The sequence below is a fragment of the uncultured Shewanella sp. genome (assembly GCF_947491715.1).
Classification (GTDB): domain Bacteria; phylum Pseudomonadota; class Gammaproteobacteria; order Enterobacterales; family Shewanellaceae; genus Shewanella.
In genome coordinates, this window is sequence record NZ_CANLKR010000005.1 from 62,145 (window position 1) to 86,348 (window position 24,204).

Annotated in this window: 20 protein-coding genes and 1 pseudogene; 6 read left to right on the top strand and 15 right to left on the bottom strand. The window is 41.2% G+C overall.

Annotated elements, in window-relative coordinates:
- Positions 1 to 47 precede the first annotated feature (47 nt).
- Together iolD and iolE are read right to left on the bottom strand one after the other, a co-directional pair.
- Complete coding sequence (gene iolD / locus Q0779_RS06385; RefSeq protein WP_298770693.1) at positions 48 to 1,922, bottom strand: 3D-(3,5/4)-trihydroxycyclohexane-1,2-dione acylhydrolase (decyclizing); 1,875 nt, start codon at positions 1,920 to 1,922, stop codon at positions 48 to 50.
- Between the two features lie 94 nt (positions 1,923 to 2,016).
- On the bottom strand, positions 2,017 to 2,910 hold the full coding sequence (gene iolE / locus Q0779_RS06390; protein WP_298770695.1) for a myo-inosose-2 dehydratase: 894 nt from the start codon (positions 2,908 to 2,910) through the stop codon (positions 2,017 to 2,019).
- A gap of 233 nt (positions 2,911 to 3,143) precedes the next feature.
- On the opposite strand from iolE, the gene Q0779_RS06395 reads away from it, so the two are divergent.
- The gene (locus Q0779_RS06395) at positions 3,144 to 4,553 is read left to right on the top strand and encodes a sugar porter family MFS transporter (RefSeq protein WP_298770697.1); all 1,410 of its coding nucleotides are present in this window, start codon (positions 3,144 to 3,146) and stop codon (positions 4,551 to 4,553) included.
- Between the two features lie 330 nt (positions 4,554 to 4,883).
- On the opposite strand, the gene Q0779_RS06400 is transcribed toward Q0779_RS06395, so the two are convergent.
- From Q0779_RS06400 to Q0779_RS06450, 11 genes and pseudogenes are all read right to left on the bottom strand, one after another.
- Positions 4,884 to 5,429, bottom strand: coding sequence for a hypothetical protein (locus Q0779_RS06400; RefSeq protein ID WP_298770701.1), 546 nt, complete (start codon positions 5,427 to 5,429; stop codon positions 4,884 to 4,886).
- Positions 5,429 to 6,904 (bottom strand): NAD(P)-binding protein, encoded by a 1,476-nt coding sequence (locus tag Q0779_RS06405; RefSeq protein WP_298770703.1) that lies wholly within the window; start codon positions 6,902 to 6,904, stop codon positions 5,429 to 5,431. The genes Q0779_RS06400 and Q0779_RS06405 overlap by 1 nt, the downstream gene beginning before the upstream one ends.
- A 331-nt stretch (positions 6,905 to 7,235) precedes the next feature.
- Positions 7,236 to 7,376 (bottom strand): annotated as a pseudogene (locus Q0779_RS06410) (transposase); the annotation flags it as partial.
- Positions 7,377 to 7,437: 61 nt separating this feature from the next.
- Positions 7,438 to 8,253, bottom strand: a complete 816-nt coding sequence (locus Q0779_RS06415) for a hypothetical protein (RefSeq protein ID WP_298770705.1) — start codon at positions 8,251 to 8,253, stop codon at positions 7,438 to 7,440.
- A gap of 1,122 nt (positions 8,254 to 9,375) precedes the next feature.
- Positions 9,376 to 10,341, bottom strand: coding sequence for a hypothetical protein (locus Q0779_RS06420; protein WP_298770707.1), 966 nt, complete (start codon positions 10,339 to 10,341; stop codon positions 9,376 to 9,378).
- A gap of 232 nt (positions 10,342 to 10,573) precedes the next feature.
- Positions 10,574 to 10,978 carry a DUF2846 domain-containing protein gene (locus tag Q0779_RS06425; protein WP_298770709.1) on the bottom strand — a complete coding sequence of 135 codons (405 nt, stop codon included), beginning with the start codon at positions 10,976 to 10,978 and terminating at the stop codon, positions 10,574 to 10,576.
- 962 nt (positions 10,979 to 11,940) lie between these two features.
- On the bottom strand, positions 11,941 to 12,822 hold the full coding sequence (locus Q0779_RS06430) for a hypothetical protein (RefSeq protein WP_298770711.1): 882 nt from the start codon (positions 12,820 to 12,822) through the stop codon (positions 11,941 to 11,943).
- A 66-nt stretch (positions 12,823 to 12,888) separates the two neighbouring features.
- Complete coding sequence (locus Q0779_RS06435) at positions 12,889 to 14,481, bottom strand: alpha/beta hydrolase (RefSeq protein WP_298770713.1); 1,593 nt, start codon at positions 14,479 to 14,481, stop codon at positions 12,889 to 12,891.
- Between the two features lie 521 nt (positions 14,482 to 15,002).
- Positions 15,003 to 15,260, bottom strand: a complete 258-nt coding sequence (locus Q0779_RS06440; protein ID WP_298770715.1) for a hypothetical protein — start codon at positions 15,258 to 15,260, stop codon at positions 15,003 to 15,005.
- 26 nt (positions 15,261 to 15,286) lie between these two features.
- Positions 15,287 to 15,637 (bottom strand): hypothetical protein, encoded by a 351-nt coding sequence (locus Q0779_RS06445; protein ID WP_298770717.1) that lies wholly within the window; start codon positions 15,635 to 15,637, stop codon positions 15,287 to 15,289.
- Between the two features lie 116 nt (positions 15,638 to 15,753).
- The gene (locus Q0779_RS06450) at positions 15,754 to 16,659 is read right to left on the bottom strand and encodes a LysR family transcriptional regulator (protein WP_298770719.1); all 906 of its coding nucleotides are present in this window, start codon (positions 16,657 to 16,659) and stop codon (positions 15,754 to 15,756) included.
- 125 nt (positions 16,660 to 16,784) lie between these two features.
- On the opposite strand from Q0779_RS06450, the gene Q0779_RS06455 reads away from it, so the two are divergent.
- The 5 genes from Q0779_RS06455 (at position 16,785) to Q0779_RS06475 (ending at position 19,313) form a co-directional block, all read left to right on the top strand.
- A complete protein-coding gene (locus tag Q0779_RS06455) occupies positions 16,785 to 17,294 on the top strand; it encodes an SRPBCC family protein (RefSeq protein WP_298770722.1) in 510 nt (169 codons plus the stop codon).
- A gap of 195 nt (positions 17,295 to 17,489) precedes the next feature.
- The gene (locus Q0779_RS06460) at positions 17,490 to 17,909 is read left to right on the top strand and encodes a hypothetical protein (protein WP_298770724.1); all 420 of its coding nucleotides are present in this window, start codon (positions 17,490 to 17,492) and stop codon (positions 17,907 to 17,909) included.
- 22 nt (positions 17,910 to 17,931) lie between these two features.
- Complete coding sequence (locus Q0779_RS06465) at positions 17,932 to 18,348, top strand: hypothetical protein (protein ID WP_298770726.1); 417 nt, start codon at positions 17,932 to 17,934, stop codon at positions 18,346 to 18,348.
- A 42-nt stretch (positions 18,349 to 18,390) separates the two neighbouring features.
- Entirely contained in the window at positions 18,391 to 18,831 is a 441-nt protein-coding gene (locus Q0779_RS06470; RefSeq protein ID WP_298770727.1) for a hypothetical protein, read from the top strand.
- Between the two features lie 47 nt (positions 18,832 to 18,878).
- Positions 18,879 to 19,313, top strand: coding sequence for a hypothetical protein (locus tag Q0779_RS06475; protein WP_298770729.1), 435 nt, complete (start codon positions 18,879 to 18,881; stop codon positions 19,311 to 19,313).
- 76 nt (positions 19,314 to 19,389) lie between these two features.
- Here Q0779_RS06475 and Q0779_RS06480 read toward each other — a convergent pair whose 3' ends face one another.
- Together Q0779_RS06480 and Q0779_RS06485 are read right to left on the bottom strand one after the other, a co-directional pair.
- Positions 19,390 to 21,105, bottom strand: a complete 1,716-nt coding sequence (locus Q0779_RS06480) for a DUF4157 domain-containing protein (RefSeq protein WP_298770732.1) — start codon at positions 21,103 to 21,105, stop codon at positions 19,390 to 19,392.
- Between the two features lie 53 nt (positions 21,106 to 21,158).
- A complete protein-coding gene (locus Q0779_RS06485) occupies positions 21,159 to 24,200 on the bottom strand; it encodes a DUF6519 domain-containing protein (RefSeq protein WP_298770734.1) in 3,042 nt (1,013 codons plus the stop codon).
- Positions 24,201 to 24,204: the final 4 nt, after the last annotated feature.

A 24,204-nucleotide genomic window follows, 5' to 3' on the forward strand; every position in this document is an offset into this window, starting at 1 on the left:
ATAAATAGAGGTAAGTTCAATGGATGAAATAATATAAAATGCAGGCATTACACGCCTCGACGTTGTATGCTTCTACCCGCTTCCCAATCAGAGACTTTCTTCGCTGTATTCTGGTTATGAGTGATCTCTGGTAATCCAACTTCCCACCAACAATCACACTGAGACCATGCTGCAGCTGATACCGGGTCAATATCCACCACTATAACATAGGTTCTATCAGCCGCCTTGGCTCGAGTAAAAGCCGCATCAAACTCTTCTATTGAAGGGAGCTTCTCACTTATCGCACCTTGAGATTCAGCATGTTTCGCAAAATCGACACGAGCAAGCTTTCCTTTCGAACGTTTGCAGTCGACAAAAAGATTATTAAATGATTCATTGCCCGTATTTTGCTGCAATTTATTAATCACTGCGAAGCCACCATTGTCACATACCACAAGGATCATCTTATGCCCTGTCAATACAGAAGAATAAATATCAGAATTGTGCATCAAATAAGAACCATCGCCCACGAGCACTATAACCTCGTTATCTGGATTGGCCATTTTCGCCCCCCAACCACCAGCAATTTCATAACCCATGCATGAATAGCCAAAATCAATATCAAACTTCCCAATTTGATAGCTCTGCCAGTTCATCGCTAATTCTGCAGGAAGCCCGCCCGCTGCAGTCAATACCGTGTCACCTGGTTCCATCAAATGATTTAACTTGCCAATCACTTCTGCATACGAAGACAAACCTGGTAACAAATCGCCAACTTGCGGATGAGTACGGCGATATACAAGCGCTTTCCAGTCATCAGCTTCTGCTTTCGCTTTATCAGACCACGGCACTGGTGCACGCCAATCGCCCAATAATGCTGACAATTTAGTCATACAGGTTCTCGCATCTCCCAAAATAGGATAAGACTGATGCTTAATGGCATCAAACTTTCCTACATTAATACTGATAAGCTTCATTTCAGGATTTTGAAAAACAGTCCACGAACCTGTAGTAAAATCCTGCAAACGAGTCCCAACAGCCAGCACAACATCGGCTTCGCTTGCCATATGATTAGCTGAATCAGATCCGGTGACGCCAATAGGTCCTGCATTTAATGGATTATCTTGTAACAAACTAGCACGACCAGCAATGGTCTCAACGACGGGAATATTATGTTTAGCAGCCATCTCAGCAAGCTCATGTGTTGCTAAGGAATAATGCACTCCTCCACCAGAAATAATCAACGGCTTTTTGGCTTGTAACAAAAGCGTTTTCGCTTCTTTAAGTGCACATGCTTCAGGCTCTGGACGACGAATACGATGAATCTTTTCAGTAAAAAACACTGTAGGAAAATCGTAAGCAACACCTTGAATATCTTGAGGCAAGCCAATAAACACAGGACCACACATTTCAGGGTCAAGCAAATTATCGATGGCCTGCGGCAGAGTATGCATCAACTGTGCAGGTGATATAATCCGATCCCAATATCGCGTCAGTGGTTTAAACGCATCAATGGCCGTTATAGAAGGATCATCAAAGTTGACAGGTTGTTGTAAAACGGGATCCGGTAAGCGACTCACATAAGCATCGCCTGAAATCAATAACAAAGGCAAACGGTTTGTGTGAGCGACACCTGCTGCAGTCAACATATTAGTCGCACCAGGTCCAATTGAACTAGTCGCAATCCCAATGCGACGACGTTGATTCGCCTTAGCATAAGCAATCGCAGCAATGGCCATTGACTGCTCATTTTGTCCTCTCCATGTGGGAATTTGATCGGCAATATTTTTCAATTGTTGACCAAAACAAGTGACATTCCCGTGTCCAAATATGGCGAAGGCAGCACCAAATAATTGTTCAACTTTACCATCAATTTGAATTTTCTGAGAAACAAGGTATTTAGCTAGTGCTTCAGTAACCGTTAGGCGTATTGTATTGTCCATCTTTTTCTCCATCTAAGAGATAACAATGTAGATTTCAGAAAATCAGCACATAAACTATTTCTTACAGTCATTGCATTCAAATAGCACTTTTTAATTATAGATCGTACTTATCGACATATCCGATGATCGTTTCATAAGCTATTTTTGCAAATGTCAATGGGTCAGCTTTAGCGGGGTCTTGTTCAGCTTCAACCACTAACCAGCCCTTATAATGCTGCGCTTTCAAAGCTGAAAAAATATCGTTGTAACCAATATCGCCATTACCGGGAACAGTAAATACACCATCCAATACAGCATTAAGAAATGATTTATCAACCGCACGTGTCGCCTGCAAAATATCTGAACGAATATCTTTAAAATGCATATGGCCGATACGGTGTCCCCAGCGCTTTATCATCGAAACAGGTTCACCGCCACCATAGGTCATATGCCCTGTATCAAGTGTTAGATAAACAGCATCCCCTGTCAGGTTCATCAAGAGATTAATGTCATCTTCCGTTTCACAAATTGTGCCAACATGATGATGATATGACAGCTTAATACCATGTTCATTCACTAAGTGATCTGCAACAACCGTCAGCTTTTCTGCATACACTTTCCACTCATCCTCTGACAAGATGACTCGATGAGATAAAGGCATATTAATGTTTCCATGCACACTATTACTGACCTCACCATAAACCATTACAGTACAACCTGCCGCTTTGAGCAATTTGATATGTCCTTGCATCGCTGCAATTTCTTCCTGTGCAGAAAACAACATTAAATTACCGCTAAACCAACCCGATGCGAGTACAAGCCCATATTGTTTTAATAGCGGGAGTAATATTTGAGGATCTCGTGGGTATTTGGTCCCTAACTCCGTACCAGTGAAGCCTGATTGTGCCATCTCACTCAAACATGTTTCCAATGGAATATGGCCGCCTAGCTCAGGCATATCATCATTAGTCCAAGTCAAAGGACTAATCCCCAATTGCACTGCTCTCATATTTCTCTCCACGTTAGCTCGCAGATAATAAGTATAGATGTCCCCCTGAAAAATGAAGACATCAGTGACCACTGATGTCTAACATTCATGTGTAAAAAAAATAAATATAGAAAATATAGAGCATTAATTATAGCAAATCATGAATCTAACTAATTGTGGGCATTTACAAGCAGAACACCCTATGCTTATTCAAGCATTAAAGTGAACTTGGACATGTCAATAAGGAAGAAAAAATGTCCCGTAAGCATAATATCGTGTATATCATTCGCATTTGTTGTATTGCTGCATTAGGAGGCATTTTATTAGGTTATGATACAGCCGTTATCTCTGGCGCCATAGGCCCAATCAGTAAATACTTCAATCTGTTGCCAGCACAAACCGGTTGGGCTGTCTCCTGTGTCGTTCTTGGTAGTATCATCGGGGCACTTAGTGCTGGATGGAGTACACAAAAATATGGTCGTCGGTATACCCTTTTCATTTCTGCTCTTTTATTTGCTATCTCAGCAATCGGTTCTGCCGTCGCACAAACATTTGGATCTTATATCTTATTTCGCATTATCGGCGGTATCGCAGTAGGCTTAGCTTGCGTCGCATCCCCGATGTATATGTCTGAAGTTGCCCCAAAAGACTTTCGTGGTCGCGCAGTAAGTATGTTCCAGCAATCTGCGGTCATCGGTCAAACTTGTGTATTCTATGTTAATTACCTCATTGCCAAAGGCATGTCTGAAGAGTGGTTAATAAAAATGGGGTGGCGTTGGATGCTGGGATCTGAAATTATTCCGGCATTATTATTTGCTGGATTACTATTCCTCATTCCAGAATCTCCACGTTGGTTAGTCGAAAAAGGGAAATTAAATAAAGCAAAAAAAACACTCTCTCATACTTATAATCCTAAACACGTTGATCAACTTATCAAAGAAATTCAAGATTCACTTATCAAACACCGTACAACACACAAAATTAAAACCAGTCTAAGGTCTCGTCCACTTCTTTCAATCTTATTAATTGGTACTTTTGTTGCTGCTGCCCAACAACTGATTGGTATCAATGTGATAATGTATTATACCCCTAACATTCTCAAACCACTTGTGGGAGGCACGACCAACGCACTTTTCCAAACAACGTTTGTGGGATTAGTCTTCATTATTGGTAATGCATTAGGCATGTATTTAATTGATAAAATCGGTCGATTACCATTAATGAAATATGGAACCTTAGGCTGTGCATTAGGTATGTTCATCCTCGGCTGCATACTGTACCAACAAACTCAAGGCTACGCAGCCCTGTTGGCACTTTGTCTGTATGTCATCGCATACGCAATATCTTGGGGTTGTGCTTGTTGGACCATCATTTCTGAAATTTTTCCAAACCGAATTCGCTCACGAGCCATGGCGATCGCAGTTGGTGCACAATGGTTTACTGGATTCATTGTGACTCAATCCTTTCCCATGCTTAATCAAAACCCATACTTAAAAACACATTTTAATGGTGCATTTAGCTTTTGGTTATTAAGTATACTTTCACTGATTTGTATGTTGATCGTAATAAAGTTTGTCCCTGAAACCAAAGGGATCAGCTTAGAAAAAATGGAACAGCTAATGACCGAAAAATTAGCGAAAAACTCAAAAAAACAATCTCTATAAATCCATTTAAAGGGCGTTGCTGCATTCGGCCTAAGCTTATTTTTATGCCCGTAGTAGTACTCTGATTATCTGAATTTAGGAAACTCATAGGTCACCACTAGTTAGCATTCTCTTTTCTGCTATTTGTTGCTAAGTTCAATATCCATTTCAAGACTTTCAGAGCTCTTTTTCCTCGCACATCAAACCAGCGTGGCGACCTGGAAAATATGGGCGAAAATGATGAACAAAAAAGAAAACGAGTTACATAACATTAATAGGCTAAAAATAATGGGTTAAACTCTAAGGTCGTGGCTAATTTTAGTTGGCAACTTCACACTAAGTCATTGGCTCTTACTCCACTACCTCATAGAAAGACGGAAAAACATCGTTTATGATTGGCTCCGCAGACCTTTTTAGGCTAGTGGTTGCTATTGATGCCAATGATACCAATCCAAGAAGCATCGGTTCGTCAAAATAACGTGTCCATGTAAGCCGACAGCGTGGTGTATTTTCATGTGATTCATCAGGGACTAGAACCCACGTACATCCGTAGTTCCTAACTGGCAACTTCGGTTTTGAGCTCAACTGTTCCCAAGCTAGAGTGTGTGTCCCAGTCGCTTCGTCTATGTCGAGCCTAACCACACGCTCAACGATAACATGGGTCTTGCCATCTCGCTGGATCGTAAAACGAAGTTCAGCGCCAAGCTCACCTGGACCACCGAGAAGCCACTCAGGTGACGGATTGACTGACTGTTTGCACAACATAAGAGAAATGAAAGCTGAATAGTCATTGCAAATATTCCACGCATCTTTAATTCCGATGGAAAAGCAGGTTTCATGTACAACCATTAATTGTTTCGATCGAAAGGTAATGAGTTTTGTCAGCGCACTATTCATTATCGACTCCTTGAAGTATCAACCATTTTAAAGCCCATCTCTGATAATTTTTTCAGTGCTGTGGCTCCCTTCATTAGGACGACCGCTTCCAGCCCAGAAGTTACCCCATCTTCATGTCGAGCGGATCGCAATAACGACGCACTAGCAAACCAGTGACCTTCCAGCCCTTGTCTTTCATGTATCTTTTCACGCGCGAGTTCAAACTCAGGCGTCACATAGGCGTGTTTCCAAGTCGTTTTTACCGCATTTTGATCAAGGGGTTCACCTTTATAACTCTCTAACGGTATAATCTTTAATGGTATGCCTGTAGCATTTGCATCTCGTCGAATGATTGCCTCATATATTTTTTCTTGTCCAGTTACTCCAAAAGTTATCTGTACGTTGTGACATGGGAAATTTGGGCGGTAGCTGCCAATGACATGCGTAACATGAGAGAGTTCAGGAGTACAAGTGTATAGACTATCCATTCCCAACAAATGTTCACACCGCATGGGGCTCACATACACAGGTACAAGAAGCGACTCTAGATGAATATCCTTAAGCTTATTGTTTTCCCATGGATGTATCGCAAAAACCGTTTTACTGTTGTGAATAGCGGCATTGTAACGAGTGTTGGTGAACATTTTCACTCCACTCCTTTGGAGATTATTCACAAGAGTCTGAATACTCAATGAGTTACCTAAGAGTGCCGTATTGATACCAGAAAAGCCGCGCGGCATGTTCATGACTAGCAAAAAGTCTATAAAGTATTGTGCAGAGGCACAACGAAGGTGTGCTTCTGTATACCCGCTGTAAAGAGCGACCATCGCAGTGATGAAATCCCCAAACATTGTTCCGTTAAGTCTTCGCTGCGAAAAAAACTCTGATACGGTCATCGTCGTGAGATTCTCGTCCTTGATGGAGTCAAGGAAGCTATTCATCTGCTTTTTGAAGTCAATTAACTGTGGGATCTGTGGAATAAAGCGAAATACCTGTCTCCACAATCCGAATAATGGTAGTGATGGGTCAAGGAAAATATTATTTTTAAGAAGATACCCTCGTTTGATATGTGACTTAAGTGAGACATCGACACGAGGGTACGGCACATCCTGATTTAGAAGCCGTGCGTAATTCTGATAGCTTGGAGTAGAAATGCAAAAACCAGCATCGATTGGCAGAATACGGGGATCGTTAAGTTCGGCGACCCCTGCAGGAAAAAGTGAAAGAAATTCGGGCGTCAGCAATGATGGAATGAGAAGTGGGCGCTCCAGATTTTCAAGATCAATGCTGTAGTCCGAAATCATCCGAGGGGAGCCATATCTGTCCAGATATAAATAGAGAGTGCGGGTGTGCCCACCCCAACGATGATTTTTCTCTATTACAATAATCTTCTCTGGCAAATGTCCTGAAATGATCAAAAAACGCGCCACCGCCAGACCAGTAATCCCTCCACCGACAATAGTCACAGGCTCGTTGTTAGATACTAAGCTTTTCATAATACGAATTGTAGTATGTTTTATGAAGAGTTGTCAGATTTTCCCATTCTCTAAGTTCTGTTGACTTAAGGTACACTCACATCAACCACAATATGAAATTAATTAAGACATTACAATATGATCCAAAATCCACACGCCAAAAAACCGCTCTTTGAACAATCTCAGTGACATCAAGATGAATTTAACATTATCACCGTCAGTAATGATCTAAAAACAACTAAGTTATATGAATTTGAATAAAAATAAACAACTGAATTATTATCAGAAAATGTTCAGAGCGATATAAAGATGGGAGGACACATGATTAGAACTAAGTACTCATCAAAAACCATTAAGCACTATCAAGCCAACGATGACAATTTCCAGCGCCTTGTCGCCGCTTTCGATCTAAATGAGCACAATAAGCATCCAGTTCTTGTAAGCTACCTGCTGGGCCTTTAAATAAACGCGTAAATTCGGTGGTCAGTTTTAGTGCGGGGTATCAATACACGGCTTATTTAGTTACAGTACTCTGGCTTATTAAGTTTTACCGACTATGGGCATTTTGAAGCCCAGATTGCATCTGAGCCTAACGATACTAAGCATAGTTCTCTTGCTGGAAAGCCAGGAATATCTACACCACAAATTCTCTCATATTTAGAAACTGTATCGGAGTGATAAAATATACGACATGTAGAAGATTCTGAAGTCTTTCTAGCAGCCAAAGCCGCAATGCAGTTTACATCGATTTGACAGCGACTTTGACACTCACCATTCACAGCATCGGAAAAAGCCATAATTTCTTCTTTAGCTACATACCCGCCTTCTAACTCGAACCAAACTTGATTAACTGTATCCCCATCAGAGTTTACAAAGTCTCTTGCTTTGATGCTAAGTAGCCCATCATTAGGTGAATGATTACAACTGATATATCCGTCCATACCATCATCGAAAAACTGATCAGAATTCATATATGTTAATGTGCCAGAGGGAACGGTATGTGTATTAGATGGGCAACCTTCTGGATATTGCCCCAGATTAGCTAATGCCTCACAAATATGCTGATGGTTAAGGTCGGCCTCAGGAGATTGCACTGTGTCTGTATTAGCAGAACAATCTACAGCATTCCAGATGCCATCAAAATTAATATCTTCATTACTGTCGTTTACTCTATTTCCATTTAAGTCCCAGCAATTTATGCCCGATAACCCTGTGTCTCCAGTTTCTCCAGCAGCTCCTGCTTCTCCAGCAGCCCCAGCTTCTCCTGTTGCTCCAGTGGTTCCGTTATCTCCTTCCCAAGGGCAACCTGAGAGTAACGTTATCAAGGCTAGGGTTATAAATATCTGGTATTTTGTGTTTTGTATTTTCATGATGACTCCTTCATCTAGATATCTAGAACTATAGCAGACAGAGAAGTCACCTTTGCATATTTTACATGCTCGATTACCAGTGCACTTACTTAACAAACTAGCCCGCAGCGTTCAGTGAGTAAACACACATCACTAATGTACTGAAATACAATCATTACAGCCATTCATAATCAATATGCTAGCGGGCTTAAGAGAAGATCTAAATGTTAGGAGGGAGGCAAATCATCAGTTGAGACTTATTTAGCAAAGAGTATGTTGACAAGCCTAGCTAAAAAAACATGAATTAACCTAAATGCTGCTTTTAGGGGGCCTTTCTGACACAACGAGAGACGCAATGATAAAATGAACTTATTGTTAACTGGAAAGTTCCAAACTCGCGATTGCTTTTCTTGCTGTTGGCATAAACCCACCCATCCATGACTTATCAACGATTCAAAGCCTAGTTTATGGTCATTAATCAGTCAAATAACTTTGGGGGTCTTGGTTGTTTGCCTCCACACCAACTGACTGTTACGCATGTCACTGACAGAGCCTGTATGCTCAGTTATCAAGATAAGAATGGGGGGTGTTTTGACATTAAGCTGTGTCTTTGTCCTCTATTTTTTAGGTTTAAGCTTCGGTCGCCACAATACTGGTTTTTTAACTAAATGAGGCTTACGCCATTTAAACAAAGAAAGTGTTAACTCAACGAGCCACAAGATAAACCAAATAGAGCTAATTCAGAAGAGCTAATTCAGACACCCAAAATTAATTTCTTTTATCTAAGCGCTCACAAAATACTGAGTGCTTAGAAAGCCTTCGATACTAATCAATGTCCTTCTTGGACGTGGCATCGCCCTTCATAAATAACTTCTATAAATAGTTACCTTGGACATCCACTAATCCATCAAACTTAGTTTAAGGAGATAGAAAATCTCATAACGCATTGCTGTATAATAATTTTTTCGATACTAATGACCAAAACTGAGTAAGTAAGAATGAGGGTTTAGTTTTTATTACCAAGGCCTATTACGACCTTGGCTAGATTTTTACGTTCAAAACAAGCTAAAACAGGCTTGACTATAGGGGAGCGTCCATATATGTCTATGTTATTTGTCACTTGCTATGCCACTTTTCGTACAATTAATCTTCACGCATAAACTTTGCAAGCCCTTCTTCATAATCTCTTGAACACTCAGGACAAAATGACTGTTCAAAATCAGATCGCCAAACAAGATCTTCAGAGAAATGACCGCAATAATCTGCAGTATTTGCGTCTATATAACGCTTCCACTCAATTAAGTCTTCTAATTGCCTCTCAATTTCATCGGCATTGCTTTGAAGGGATAGTAAATATTCTTTATAGGCCTTTAAGCTTTCCACATGTTCTTCGTAATCATCGAGAAACTCTTCAATTTCAAAGTCGTCATGACTATCAAGGTTCTCCGAAATCTTGTCTTTAAGCTCAGAATGTTCAATGTGTTGAGTGTGATTTTTATACTGCGCCCACGAGTCAACAAATTGTATTTTGTCTAAGTGGCTACCAAGTATTACTTGAAGTTCTAACTGCTCTTCTTTAGGGCAACAGATTACTTCAATAGCATCGAAGTTAAAATAAAAGCCAGTTTCATCAACAAATCGCCACTCTCTTTCCCAAGTGAAGCCTTGTTTAGGCATTGTCTCCCCCAAAGGGTGAGCAAGTGATTTTATTGATTCAAGCAGTGAGTTCACTGCTTCCGAAGTTTCTGAATCAGCAACATTAAATAGACTCCCTAAAACCTTGTTGTCTAGATAGAGTGTTGGCCTTACATTATTCTCAACCATGTAGCATTTTCGAAATCCAATACCGTATTGCATCCCTTCTGCTCTTCGACGTTGAGATATTGCTACAAAGCCACCTAAAGCAAATATAGGGGTTTCAGTGAAGCAAGCAATTTTGTGTGTAAATGATGCAGATTTTGAACCATTAGGAACCTGAGATCTAATAAAACCTTCCCCCCTTTTTTTACCACTGTTCAAGATGCTCTTGATTGCGGACTTACCTGTCATATGGATCAGAAACCTAGACATATCAGGTTTCAATTTGGGTTCAATTTCAAATGCTTTCATTTTCAAATACCGCTAATCTTATTGATCTATCCCTTGTGACATAACCTTTATATATTGCGCACGCGCGCTTTTCTTTTATTAATAATCAACAAGTTAAATTAAAACCACACAGTTAACCACTGGTTTGACTATCGATTAACAGCGATTACCAGCAATTAATCACAACTTAGTTACAGGCCAAATACGCATCACTAAAAGAGTGAAAAAAAACTGATACTTAGCCCTTATCTTATTAGTTTTTCCTAATGCCTTTAAGCTCATTGATAGCGTATGATTCATCAATCAATGCAAAGCCATAACGTCCTGAAATGGATATAAAGCTACCAGATATACCTGCATCTTGTAGCTCAGCAGACAAACGCAAAAAGTAATTTTTATTTGCTTCAAATTTATATTCGATATTCATTTCATCGGCACGCCAACTAGAGATAAAGGTCCCTTCTTTCACTGTTATTTTATGAATACCTGGTGATAATGCCAGCACTTCATAACCACCATTACTGATATTGAAACGATCTTTTCCATCAATTTGAATAGTGGGTGCCGCTGCACCATCCAACATTGCCCAAGGCCTATAAATATAAACTTTAGCGTGCTGCGGATCTAAACCTTCTAACTGTGTAAATTTGGGTCCCATTGCACTACAGCCTGAAAGAAATAACACACTCAATATTAAGCAAAAGATATTTTTGAACACTGTCAACAACTCCAAAAAATGACTCATCGGTTACATTTAGTAATACAATCAGATGGATATTCCCTATGTTAGACAAAATACCACTAACGAGTTACTTATGTAAACAAAATGTTTAATACATCAGAACCCCAATGGCCAAAATTGTTCCCAACAATTTAAGGCATTCCCTGCTATCCATGCAGGTCAGATAACTCACTCTTTTCCCATAAGCCCATTCAAAGACATGCTGCTTTGCTTTTCGCTTTTAAAACCCAGTGTGAATGCAGCTATTATTGTTCAAAGCAGAACCATCGGATGCAGGGTGAGGTTTCATTGAATGAAACTCTTCGAACTAGAGATAGGGATATCGAGCTGGCACTTAAACATGGAGGTTGTTGGTTTTCGTCTGAGCTTATAGGGCCAAAAATGTTCCCTACATTTTTAAGCATTTCCTGCTATCCATGCAGGTCAGATATTTACAACGATGTCCCTATCTAAAAACCAGCTTAGTGTCCCTACTTCGCGTTCGTAAGCTTGAAAAAATATTTCACTCACCGAGTTATTTTTGTATTAAGACATTAGCCTACGTAAAGAAATAAACACAAATTTAGAATGTAGGTAGCTATAATCGCCCCTCCCCCCTGCTTTTGTCTTCGCTTTAACAATTCAGTGTAGATGCAACAGTGAGTTTCGGTTTCAAGGATGAAACCGTAAAGCGGCCAAGGATGGCTTCACAGCGTCTCACTGAGGCATCTACACAAACCACGCTGGAAGCGATAAATCCGCATGAAGCTTCAATTAATAAACACACTTTCAGATACCTAAAAATAGCCAAACGCAAGTTTATAATACTCTCTGTGAGCGGGAACTCACGATCTTCTATTAAGCGAAGCTTAATACTTACCCTTCACTGGAAGCGATAATCAAAGATCCACACTTTCGGTATACGTCCTCAAATCGCTAATCAACCCTTGCATGCTTGATTGTCCCTGCTGCTCCACTTGATTAAACAGCACTTTTCCCACTTGCCGAGTGATCTTGGTTTTATCAGCCGTACTCAACTCACTTTTTCCCTGCTGTTGCTCTGTTTCTTCCAGCTGCTCTGTTTCTTCCAATAGGGACAAGACTTGTTCGCGTTCAGTGCGAGTTAAAGTAGGATCAGATCCCAAGACTTTAAGCGAACTGATGGCATCCAAAATAGACCCATTCATACTCAACGCTGCGGTTTTAGCTAACGTTTCAACCCAAGGTTTGTCTGTGGCTTGCGCCACTTTTGAAAACGTATGTTGAGTGGTCGCCAGATCCCCTTCTCGAATGGCCAGACTACCCACAATCAAATTCGCTACCAGCGCTTCTTGCTCATACTTTTGCTCATAACCTGCAAATTTTGGCTGCTTAACCAAAGCCGACTGCTCTCTTGCTAATCCAACCCAACCTTTATTATAAAAAGCCAGTGCCATAATACTGTGGGCAATGTATTGCTCTTTCATTTCATCGGCTTTATTCAGTGCTAATTGGCCATCGGCTATCGCATATTCATCATCCAACCCCATGCTCCACATCAGGCCGAGTAAAGCATGCACTCTTGCTCGACTTAAAGGCTCGTGTTCATATCCATCGGGTTGAATATTATACACATCGGTGATCCCCCTGATGGTTTCTCTCGATAGGGTGTTATACATTTTATAAAAAAAGCCATCTTGTAAATCTTCATACTTGTCTTGCTCAGACTTTGCAGCAACCTCAATAGACACACTCAAAAGTAATATCACATTCACGACGGCCTGAGCCCAATGTTTTCTCATGGCTAACATCCATTCCCTCTACTTTTTATTATTTTTTATTTTCAAAAACAATCCACTGCGTCATAGTCAAATTTCATGATGGGAGAGTAACGGACTTAATGTTTGCGCCTCTAACTCAAAGCCCCCTTGTACCCAACCTTGATATTGGGCGCTGTGTATATCACTGACCGACAATAGCACCTTAGATTGGCTTTCTGCTTTAAAAGCAAACCCTTTAACATGAATAGAGACCCCGGCTAAATCTAAACGGCTTCCTGATAGCGAAATGCCATTTTCAGCTTGAATATTCGCATTGGTCATAGTGATCACAGATTCGGTTATCTCCATAGCCAATTCACTATGCTGCACCGTTAAGTTCTCTATTGCCACCAATGAATCTGTAATAATGAGACGCTCAGCAGTGAGATCTCTTAATTGAATATTACTGCAACCCTTTATTATCACAGTTGAAAACTGACCAGAATAGGTTTGATTATTTTCATTACTGCATACCAAAGTCCCATGGGAACTACTGGCTGCACTTGCCAAGAAGCTCTCTTGCTTATTTTCCTGTTGCACTGCTAATCTAGGAGAAAAAAGAGCCGCTTTAAGTCCTGATAAAAATGCTTGGGTGTGACTCTTCATCGGCACATGCCCAGCCTCATCAATGATTTGCACACTCACATTGGGCAAACGATGCTCTAATACTTTCGCGGTACGTAATGGCGCAACAGTATCTTCTCGCCCCCAAATAACATGAGTTGGCACCTTAAGTGTGCTGATCGCTTCACTAAAGTCTTCTTCAACGAGACTCAATGCCGCATTTAAATTAGGCGAAGGTGACACCAATAAGTCCCAACTCAAATCGCTTGCTTGTAAAAAATCCGTTGCGCGATCATTGAGGCTACCCATTTCAATAAACGATCCACTTAAATCTTTTATTTGCATCCATTTCGTCTGCAGTACTTCAGGTAATTCTGCACTCAGTGAATCCTCGTTGACAGCAGTATCTGAGCGAGAAGCATTTCCCATATCTTCAGTTGATAACCCACTGATATGTTTTATAAAGGCTGTTTTTTCTAACATACCTGCCGCATCAACTAATACTAATCGCTCAAGCTTTTCAGGGAACATAGCAGCAAAACGTAAACTCACCGCGCCTCCCATGGAATGGCCCATCACCGTTACGCTCTCTTTTGCATATTGGGTGATCACTTCATTTAAAACGTGAGCATAATGAGTCGGTGAATATCGACCTTCAGGCACACCCGATAATCCGAATCCGGGTAAATCGATGGCAATAATATGATAATGCTTTGCCAATTCAGGCACCACATCTTGCCAGTCTTGCATGCCTAATTGACCCAAACCGTGCACCAATAACAGGCTTTGTTTATGCTTCCCTTTCGTTTCAAACACTAACATTTGCGAGTGAAAAACAGACTCAATAAAATAAGAGTATTGCCCAAACTCCTCACCTTGATAAGGTGCGCTTTGCCCTAACATTTGCGCAGGAAAAGGCTGAGCCTTAGCGATATCAATGTCCTCTCTCTCAAAAATCAACAGATCTGACGTCATCGACTGAACGGTAGAGGTCGCTTCTTCAAACCAAGAAGCAGTAGAAAGAAAAGGGATAATAGATAACAAAAAAGCAGGTAAAACAAGGTGATGAAAACGCAAAATTAAATCCTAATAATGAACTTACCACTAAAACGTCAAAACAAAATATTAACAGATAGGGGCTTTGGTATCACCATTAACTTTACTTATTCATCACAATTATGACCATAAAGCCCATTCAAAGAAACGCCCTGCTTTTATCTTTTCTTTTTTTGTTGATTTTCGATCCCCATCGGAGTGACTGAAGTTCGTTGAAATAAATAACGTAAAACAGATATGGATATCTGTTTAATTTTCGGGCTATAGGGATGTAGCATCGGAAATGTTAGTTATTTATTTCATAAGAACAAGGCACCTAACTGATGCATTTCACTCCGTCGGGCGTTATGAAGATTGTAAGGGCGAAGAGCACAAAAGTGCTCTATCTGAGCGAGAAGATGGACGCTGAACTGGCCTTTGGATATGGATATCCTTGATAAGAACGAGCAGTCCTCCTAATCCCTGTGTGAGTGGGCACTCACCATCTGAAGGCCACAACATGCAATGGGACCAGAAATAAAATATAACATTTGATTATTCGATCAAATCACCAACATTGGTTCACCCAATAATTTCCACTGCTCATGTCCTTCAAGCAAGACTAAGCTGTCATCATCACCACATAAATAACAACGAAGGCCTTCGCTATTCACTAACTGCCTCACATCATGAATTGCTTCACCATTTTTAATATGATGAGGGACAAAAATAAACGGCGTTAACCCTAGACCAGACAACTCATTTAATCCCACATGATCCACATCACCACACAAACTGGCGGTAATAATCGATGGCGTCATGATCATGGCACCTGCACTGACACCGATTAATACGCCACCATTTTCACATAATCACATAAAGCAGGCATTAAATATCGCTGCTTTAAGGCTGATAAGAAACGATAGGTGTTCCCACCCGACAAGTGAATCGCATTCAAGGTTAATAAGTGTGAAAACGCCGCATCATCAAATCCAGCTTCAAGCTCAACATACGTACTCAGCTCAGCACCTAATTCATTGTAAACTTGCTTTGTTTGATTGAAATAAAGTCGGGCGATATCGGGTTCTGACGCAATATAGCCCACTTGCGGCTGTTGGCTATGACGGCTATTTAATGCCAATTTAATCGCTGCTTTTCCACTCTTTGTTGTTGGATCACTCAGTAACGCTAAGGTCATTTTCTTTCCTTGTTCAATGAGTATTAATTGCTATTAGACCCCTTATATCTTTTATTGGATAGGTAAATGGCGCCTTTTCATGCTTATTTATCATTCAGAGTCATAATAAAACACTGCTAATTATCCAAGGTTTCCATAAAAGTGGCTAACCAATTCACAAATACTCTCACTCTAGGCAGCTTATTACGCCCCGTAGGAATGATCGCATAAAGTGTGATCCCCTCAACTTGGCAATCGGGTAACACCTCAACTAATTGCTCTTCTTGTTGAGCCTTACGCAAAGCAGCAAGAGGAAGTAGTCCAATTCCCACACCTGCACACATGGCACTATAGAGTGTAATAAAATCATGACAAATCAATCGCCCATTGATAGGAACTTTCTGCATTTCCCCCTCTTCATTAACAATAGGCCAATATTCATGCTCAACACCGCTTCTCACCACTCGAATACATTCGTGCTGGCTCAATTCAAGTGGCGTTTTAGGCAAACCATGTCGAACAAGGTAATCAGGCGTGGCCGCAATTTTTGGCGAAATAGTCCCTAAACGACGGCCAATATGACTACTATCATGGGGGGCACCAATATGAGTCGCCACATCCCACCCTCCCACTAATAAATCCACAGGTTCATCTGACAATTGAACCTGTATTTCAATGAATGGATACTGCCCCATAAAATCTTTTAATGCATCCATAATGCCGTATGACAACATGGAAGTGGGTAATACAACTTTAACTTTACCTGACATCTCATTCCCAATAGGCAGTAATTCGCTCTGGGCCAAATCCAATTCCGATAAAATACGCTGACATCGAGAATAAAACACTTTTCCCTCATCTGTCACATGTAAACGTCGAGTCGTCCGCTCTAACAAACGAACACCCAACGCGGACTCTAAACGCGCCAACCTTCGGCTTACCAAGGTCGCAGAAAGCCCTAAAACTCGCCCCGCTGCAGCGAGGTGACCTGAATCAATGACTTGCACATAAACCTTAAGGTCATCTAAATGTTGTATTTTCATATGTCGATTATGTACATAAATGAGATAGTAAAACAACAATAATGCTCATATACGTAGATAAAAATCCTCTCTATCATTCAACAGTCAACATCAAACCGTTTAACGCCATCATTAGGAATAAAATTATGAGTACAGTCACCGTGAGCCAATGCTTTAATACTGATATCGACACCGTATGGGCCCAGATAGCTGATGTCACACTCGTATCGAACTGGCATCCCAGTGTCGATTTTGCCGATTTACTGAGTCGTAACGCCACAGGCATCGGCGCCACACGACGCTGTAATTTCTACGATGGGACTAATGTCATCGAAGAAGTCGTCAGCCTTAATAAAAAACACTATTGTTTTACATTACAAATTAGAGAATTTAAAGGCCCCATTAACCGCTTTGATTCTCATTGGAAATTACACTCAACACCGTCAGGTGCAACCCAGTTAACCATTGTCATGGATTATGACATGAAGCTCAGTATTTTAGGGGCAGCAATGAATGTCTTAATGATTAAGAGAAATATGGCCAAACGGCTCAACCACGTCATGGACGCTTTAGCTCACCATTTGAAAACCGGAGAAATGATTAATTTTGATACTCAATTAATAAAAGATAAGAGAATGAATGTGGATCGGGTTTAAAAAACATCCGTTATATTCGAAAAGGAAGTCAAAAACCTTAACATCACCATTAGCCTTTATATTCAAACAAGCTACTCAAATAAGGGACTCAAATAAGGGACTCAAAACAGTCAAGACGAAGTCATCTTTATTCTCATATTTTGGCTACACTTAAAGTCAACAATGCCACATCGAAAAATGACAAATGACGAGTGTATGTATAAATTATCTTTATTGATCACGGTTTTTTTCAGCCCTTGGCTATGGGCTGACATCTGCGATACGCCAAAAACACTCGATGGACTCACTTTGCTTTTTACGGTTAACGAAGAGTATGGGCATTACAGTCCCGATCCTATCGGCATATTACAAACCTCTTTTTCAAAAGAAAACTTCACCACCAATATCATTCAAAACAACTATCATTTTATTGGTAAATACACTTATCTGACATTCGGTGAAGGCTTAGCTAAATTCACAGCAAGGCAAATATTAGGTCCAAGAGTTATACGTTACAGCATGACCCTTGTGTGCACGAGTAATAGAGCGGGTTACTACATCTATAGTCAAATGGAAGGACCTCGCCTGCCTAATGTTCGGCAAAATACAGGCCATTATGTGATACGTCATCAGTGAAACCGTTTTTTAAGGATCCCATATGAAACGATGGACAATATTATTCTTTCTACTTGTCACCACCAACCTTCAATATGCCCTTGGTTGTCAATTACCAAAATCATTAGAAGGTGAAACAATGTTAATTCGAGTCGACGGTGTATTCACCCCCAACAATCCAATGGCTGATACGGTGCAAGAAATAAAATTTAAAAAAAATAGCTATCAAGTCACCATACTCAATTCAGGGGCTAACGCCTCAGGGTTATACCGTTATGAATATTTCGATCCCAAATTAGCCAGAGTCAATATCAGAGAAGGAGAGGGGAAAAACTTGTCTCTTTATACTTATAGCTTTGTTTGTCAAACCAATCGAGTAGGCTATTTTATTTTTAGTCAAACCCAAGGCCCAGTGAAACCTGATGTAAGACAAAACACTGGCGTTTATATTATTGAGTAGCCTTAACTCTAAGGCTTATTTGGCGTGGGGGACTTAAAACAAATGAGACACTATAGCATCGCATTCATTATCATGATATTCATCGCGTATACAGCCACTGCATCAGCACAAAATTGTGAATTGCCCCGCTCTTTAGTGGGCAGCAGAATACTCATTGGTATTAATGGTATGCATGCCCCAACCAATGCTAAAGCGGGTAATTTACAAGCCTTAACTTTTGCCGACACCCAGATCAAAGATATGAACATGATAACAGGGGATGTGAGTCTAGGTACCTATCGCTATAACAAACTCACACCAAAAATCGGCTTATTAGAGGTTAACCTCACTCAAGGTGCAGAGCAGTCGACTTATCGAGAAATCTTAGTCTGTAAGACACCGCTTATAGGCAAATTTATCTTCAGCCAATCTCAAGGCCTAATAAAGCCTGATATCAGACAAGATTCAGGGAGTTATATAATACAGCCTCATTACTCTCAATGAATCTAAGCTGCACATAACGGCTAAATAGGAACCTGCAAGGAAAGCCCATGAAAATCGCACTGATGATATTCACACTTTATGTAAGCATGCTTGTTCCATCCCAAGCAAACACAGCATTATGCAAGGTACCAACAACATTAACTGGAAAGCGCTTTGTGCTTGAGCTAGATGGTCAATATACGCACAATAATCCTAGAGCCGGAGAGTTACAAGAATTCATTTTTACACCAACAACATTAACTGAGCGCTCACTCAATACGGGCGAAACGTTATCAGGTGAATACCAATATCACGTACTCGCTCCCGACATAGGCATGCTTAGCACCTCATTAATGCAAGAAGAAGCGCTCTTTTCCAAGTTTGAGCTCACTTTTATGTGCAAAAATAATACCACAGGACGTTATATATTCAGCCAAATAGCAGGAAGAGAACCGCCCGCAATCAGGCAAAATGTGGGCACCTATTTTATGATGCCTGATTAAAAAGACTCACAAACTATCGTCTATGCATTTTATGGATGACACTCAAGGGGTTTCTTTATACTCGGCCCCCTTTAGATTAAGTCACTTCTAGCGTCGGGATTCGATTCGTTGCAATGACCGCATTTCTCGCCGCCGTTTTTAAATTGCCATAGGCACTTTTCCTGACAATGCTGGCACTATCAATGAGTGATTTTAGCTGATCATTATCAGTATGCACCTTTTTAATCTCGACTAGATCCGTAAGATGACTGTCCCCCACAATATAACCCAGCTTAGGATTGATTTGTCTAGGATTTTGCGCAACGTAAGCGGCATTGGTATTGGCAATACCGCTCAATTGAGTCAAGGTTCGTGCTAAGCTGGCAATGGCATGCATGCGACTTAATACACTGGCCGCACTGCCATATTTCGCCGCCGCAATATCTGCAATTAATTGCTGACTCATCGGACTCGCTTGCAGTGGACGGTTAAATGCTGCTCCTAATGTTTGCATGATTTCATTTACAACCGTCTCAAGCAAGGCTTGTAAGCCTTTCTCTATTTGAATAATGACGTCATCAGCCCATTGACTCTTATTGCCTTGAGGCACCACCACATTACTGGCTCCCGTTTCATCGGTTACTGCAATACTGGGGGTTCGACTAACCACTTTCCCCAGCAAGCCTGCTGGTGCAATTAACGATGCCCATTTAGCCTGAATAGGTGCAGAAGTTCGACTCAACTTACTTTCTGCTTCAGCCACCACTCTATTACCAATCAGCTTCAACACTTGGTAGCCTGATTTATTCGGAAAGCCTCGTTCAACAATATTTTTAGGCAATGCGTGCCCGCCAAGTGCTGACAGCGCTCGAATAAACGACGCATCGGCTCTGACTTGAGGGTTTTCAATATGGGTTCGCGAACTTTTAGGCGCAACAGTACCCGCCCCTCTAGCACTACTGCCTTCGCCAATTAGGTTATCTTCCGCCCCCCATTTTACATCATTACCATTAGAAATCAGCTCTGCCGTATCCATGACTCTTTTTAAGGCACCATTAATGCGCATTTGACGTTCCAACTCAGCTTGGTAACTTGCCGGAGGGGTAAAATTATTATGTTGGATAAGCGCCGCAGCGAGTTTGCTAGGCTCAGCCAGTCTTACCCAGCCCCCGCCAGGGTTAGTTGACAAAATTGTTCGCTTTCTTCTAATTCGAATTTTAGCTAAACCATGGGCTTCTCCTACTATCACGGTTCTTGCACGCTGCGCAACTAAGGACTCCGTTCGGTGCTTGCTGATCCTGTGGCGCTGTAATTGAGCCGCTTCCTGCAAACGAAAATCATATCGGCTCGCCTTTGTCCCCATTTCATCAGCTTCTTTTTCCAGTTCAGGCTGATCATTGACTAATGTGCCTGATTTCAATTGCAGTGTGGATTTCACTCTACCCTGTTTTTGCTGAACAACATGCCATGCTTCATGGGGCAAATGCTTCTCTTGCCCCGGGCCTAAATAAATATTGTCTCCTTGCGCAAAAGCATGTGCGGTTAATTGAGCCGGTTTTGAAGAGTCACGATGTACAATCACATCATCCATTGAATAGCCCGATAATTGCTCAATGCCATGTTTTAACCTCTCAGGCAAACCTTGATGATTTGATTTAGACGACCCTTGAGTGTTAATAGCCTGTAGACTGTGCCGAGCGCTATGACTCAACCCTTTAGTCGCGCGCTGTGCAGGAACACATTTATCCTGCACAGGACGCTTAAGTGGTGAGCTTTCAACGACTGCACGGGCTGATGTATGGTGAGTTTGCATAGCCTGTCCTTTAACAATGAATATTGATGCTTTGATTTTTTAATGGTTCCCAACTACTCCAAATAACTTTCCAATCGATGAACAAAAAATTCAGTACTGGCATTTTGATTTTCAATAAAATCAATATAGTGATCATCTCTTTTGCCACCTAAAGCATAAATCACCTCGTGAAATAATACCGGTGAAACATGGCTTCTTGACACATTCAAGGACGCTTCAGCTTCCCAATAATCCGTTTCGGGATTATAGACTTGAACATTGCCGGTATATCCCGCCCCCGTTCGCCCACCTAAACAATATATTTTGTCATTTAACGCAAATATGCCAAATCGACTACGCGCCAAGGGAATAGGTAAAGCTCGATGCCATTTATCTTCTTTGGGGTGATAAATAAAATGAGTATTACAAAATGACTCAGATAAAATACCTGATAATTCTCTGTCTGAACCACCAATATAATGAATACCATTATTCACTCTCACCATCCCCCCAGAATAACGTTCATTTGGCATCGGCATTAAGGAGGTCCAACAATCCAACTGAGGATCATAACACTCTAATTTTCGACTCGGACTGTGCTGTAAAAAACCTAAAAAGCGTGTTTGCATTCCTCCTGCCCCATAAACTTTTCCATCGAAACTGGATAACGCCATATGACTGGTTGGATCCATCAAAGGCGCCTTTTGCTCCCAACGGTCTGTATTTAAGTCATAGCAATAAAATTCATTCGTTTTTTTACCCTCAGCATTTTGCCCTCCTGCGACATATAACTTATCGTCCAACACGCAAGTGGCAAATTGCCTCACCGCTTCTCCAGGAAAAGGGGCTTTTTCATAAAAATGGACAAATTTATCCTCTTTTTGGACCCCCTCAAACAATTCTCCACTGCCATAAAGCAGTAAGCTTGTCTTCGCCACATTGTGTGCAGAAAAAGGCCCAGTCAGTGGCAATCGAGCATCACTTTTCTGCCAATTAGCATGCTCTGTATCACCAAGAATATTACCCACCTTGGCATATCCAGGCGGCGGCGTCTCATGTTGACTCAACACACACTGGCCTAAATGCAGGCCTAAATTACGCGCCAGTTTATGGTGAGTCACACTGTGATCTTTTAATTGAGTAGAACCGATAGATTGCGAATTCAATTCCCCATTCAATATCACATCACCATTAAATTGTGTTTCACCTTCGACCGTTAACGTTTCTTTGAGAGTCAAAGAACCTGTCATCACACCACCGCTACGGCGTAAAAACTGGTCCCATTTTACCGCAGGCATAAACGCCTTTCGCCAATCTTTTTGTAACCAAACAGCACCCTCTCGACTCTCAAAAGTGGCGACACTTTGATGAATTGAACGTTGCTCAAAAGGTGGCAGCCAAGTATTTTCTGTCACTGCTAACGCATCTTGAAAAGCACGCGTAGGAATAAGCCAATAATCACCACGACAATATAACGCATCAAGATGAAAACCTATGTTAAGACGATCATCAATATTCAACTCAATGCCCTCGTCATGCACTTTTAACGAATGAATCGCCGTTTGCCAATGCATCAATTTAACCGGTTTAGCCTTTTCATTAATCTTACCACTGTAGCTCACCATGCCTTGAGCAAGATCAATTTCAGTCACAACCAATAGCGTATTTTTAGAATGTACATCTCGTCCTTCATTGTCTAATAACGAAAAATAGCTGCCAGCAACCAGTTGCCTATTCGCCCTTTCTAGCCCCAACACTTTGAGACTATTATGACTCGACTGAGTCACTCTGTACGACAGAGCACTATTATCAGCACTCCAAACAACGGGAAGAGTATTGTTGACCGTTAAATCTGTATCTTCAATAATTTGCACTCGGTATAACGTGCTTTTAAAAGGCGCTCTTTGCGGCAATGCATTGACTTTAATGCGCCCTACACGTTTTCTGACATCTTGAAATACTGCCCACTCTCGCGCTAAGACGGCCATATTTTCAAAACCCGAGGTATCAGGAAATCGCTTTAAGGTTAATTGTGTTTGCACTCTTACCGAGGTATCCACTCCTCTTAATCCAGGCTCCAATAATTCAGGATCATCAACGGCTGAAATGACGCTTTGATGCATATCAAGATAGGTCATAAAACACCCCTCATCTTGTGAGCTCAATAAAAAATCAACCCGATGATTTTGCTCTGCCATTGCCCCATCTAAATACACTCGCCCAGCACTAAAAGATAATCTTGACGCTAACCATGTCGGCGCACTTTCTTTTACCCCTGCACCTAATATTCCATGATTCCCTTGTCCAGAAATATCTCGGCAAAACTCACCTTGACCTTCAGTACAGGGCCACCAAGCTTGTAGTCCTATTTCCCCAATCTTTCTATGGGTAAAAACATTAACAAGCAATTCATTTGCTGATAAGGCTCGAGAGTAAATCGCCATATCATATAAGTTTGCTTTCATATTGCGAATAGACAAGCCAGCTTCTATCCCCGCCCCAATAGAAATGGTGCCTGCTTCTAAAACACTTATCCGAGGCGTCATTTCACATAACACTTCTTTGCCCCCAATATACAGACGAAGGCTTAACCCATTAAAAGTGAAAGCCAATTGTTGCTCTGTATCAAACTTAAGCGCGATTTCACTGGTCAAAGTTTCTACTTCGACTCGTGTATCAGTGGCTATGGTGCGTTGTATATAAGGAAAGCCTTCTGCTGACACGCCAAAAGTGATCCCCGTTTCAATATCCAACTCAGCTAAGGTACTCCATTGACTAAAAATAACGGCATCTTGTCCTGTTTGAGATAAAGATAATAAGGCTAAGATGCTGAAATGTTTACTTAATGAAAAATCAATGCTCTGGTTCTCTATTAATAAGAAATCCTTTTTGCCATCAAACCTAAGCCCACCTCGCACACTCGGTGTAAACGCCGGGTTATTAGCTGGATAGGCGACATCCCCAACAAGATCGCTCACCAATAACTGTGACTCCCTGCTCGCAATAGACTGCATTTCATTCCAGTCAGCATCGAGTAATACTCGCCCTTGCTGCATCAATACCTTTGAGTAATTTTTTGCTGGGTCAAACGTAAATCTTGAGAAATCTCCGCTCATAGTA

Excerpts from the sequence above, each read along its gene's own strand:
- Q0779_RS06395 (WP_298770697.1), top strand. The coding sequence starts at position 3,144 with ATGTCCCGTAAGCATAATATCGTGTATATCATTCGCATTTGTTGTATT.
- Q0779_RS06420 (WP_298770707.1), bottom strand. The coding sequence starts at position 10,341 with ATGAAAGCATTTGAAATTGAACCCAAATTGAAACCTGATATGTCTAGG.
- Q0779_RS06415 (WP_298770705.1), bottom strand. The coding sequence starts at position 8,253 with ATGAAAATACAAAACACAAAATACCAGATATTTATAACCCTAGCCTTG.
- Q0779_RS06425 (WP_298770709.1), bottom strand. The coding sequence starts at position 10,978 with ATGGGACCCAAATTTACACAGTTAGAAGGTTTAGATCCGCAGCACGCT.
- Q0779_RS06455 (WP_298770722.1), top strand. The coding sequence starts at position 16,785 with ATGAGTACAGTCACCGTGAGCCAATGCTTTAATACTGATATCGACACC.
- Q0779_RS06475 (WP_298770729.1), top strand. The coding sequence starts at position 18,879 with ATGAAAATCGCACTGATGATATTCACACTTTATGTAAGCATGCTTGTT.
- Q0779_RS06430 (WP_298770711.1), bottom strand. The coding sequence starts at position 12,822 with ATGAGAAAACATTGGGCTCAGGCCGTCGTGAATGTGATATTACTTTTG.
- iolD (WP_298770693.1), bottom strand. The coding sequence starts at position 1,922 with ATGGACAATACAATACGCCTAACGGTTACTGAAGCACTAGCTAAATAC.
- Q0779_RS06465 (WP_298770726.1), top strand. The coding sequence starts at position 17,932 with ATGAAACGATGGACAATATTATTCTTTCTACTTGTCACCACCAACCTT.
- Q0779_RS06460 (WP_298770724.1), top strand. The coding sequence starts at position 17,490 with ATGTATAAATTATCTTTATTGATCACGGTTTTTTTCAGCCCTTGGCTA.
- Q0779_RS06445 (WP_298770717.1), bottom strand. The coding sequence starts at position 15,637 with ATGACCTTAGCGTTACTGAGTGATCCAACAACAAAGAGTGGAAAAGCA.
- iolE (WP_298770695.1), bottom strand. The coding sequence starts at position 2,910 with ATGAGAGCAGTGCAATTGGGGATTAGTCCTTTGACTTGGACTAATGAT.
- Q0779_RS06480 (WP_298770732.1), bottom strand. The coding sequence starts at position 21,105 with ATGCAAACTCACCATACATCAGCCCGTGCAGTCGTTGAAAGCTCACCA.
- Q0779_RS06440 (WP_298770715.1), bottom strand. The coding sequence starts at position 15,260 with ATGACGCCATCGATTATTACCGCCAGTTTGTGTGGTGATGTGGATCAT.
- Q0779_RS06405 (WP_298770703.1), bottom strand. The coding sequence starts at position 6,904 with ATGAAAAGCTTAGTATCTAACAACGAGCCTGTGACTATTGTCGGTGGA.
- Q0779_RS06450 (WP_298770719.1), bottom strand. The coding sequence starts at position 16,659 with ATGAAAATACAACATTTAGATGACCTTAAGGTTTATGTGCAAGTCATT.
- Q0779_RS06470 (WP_298770727.1), top strand. The coding sequence starts at position 18,391 with ATGAGACACTATAGCATCGCATTCATTATCATGATATTCATCGCGTAT.
- Q0779_RS06485 (WP_298770734.1), bottom strand. The coding sequence starts at position 24,200 with ATGAGCGGAGATTTCTCAAGATTTACGTTTGACCCAGCAAAAAATTAC.
- Q0779_RS06400 (WP_298770701.1), bottom strand. The coding sequence starts at position 5,429 with ATGAATAGTGCGCTGACAAAACTCATTACCTTTCGATCGAAACAATTA.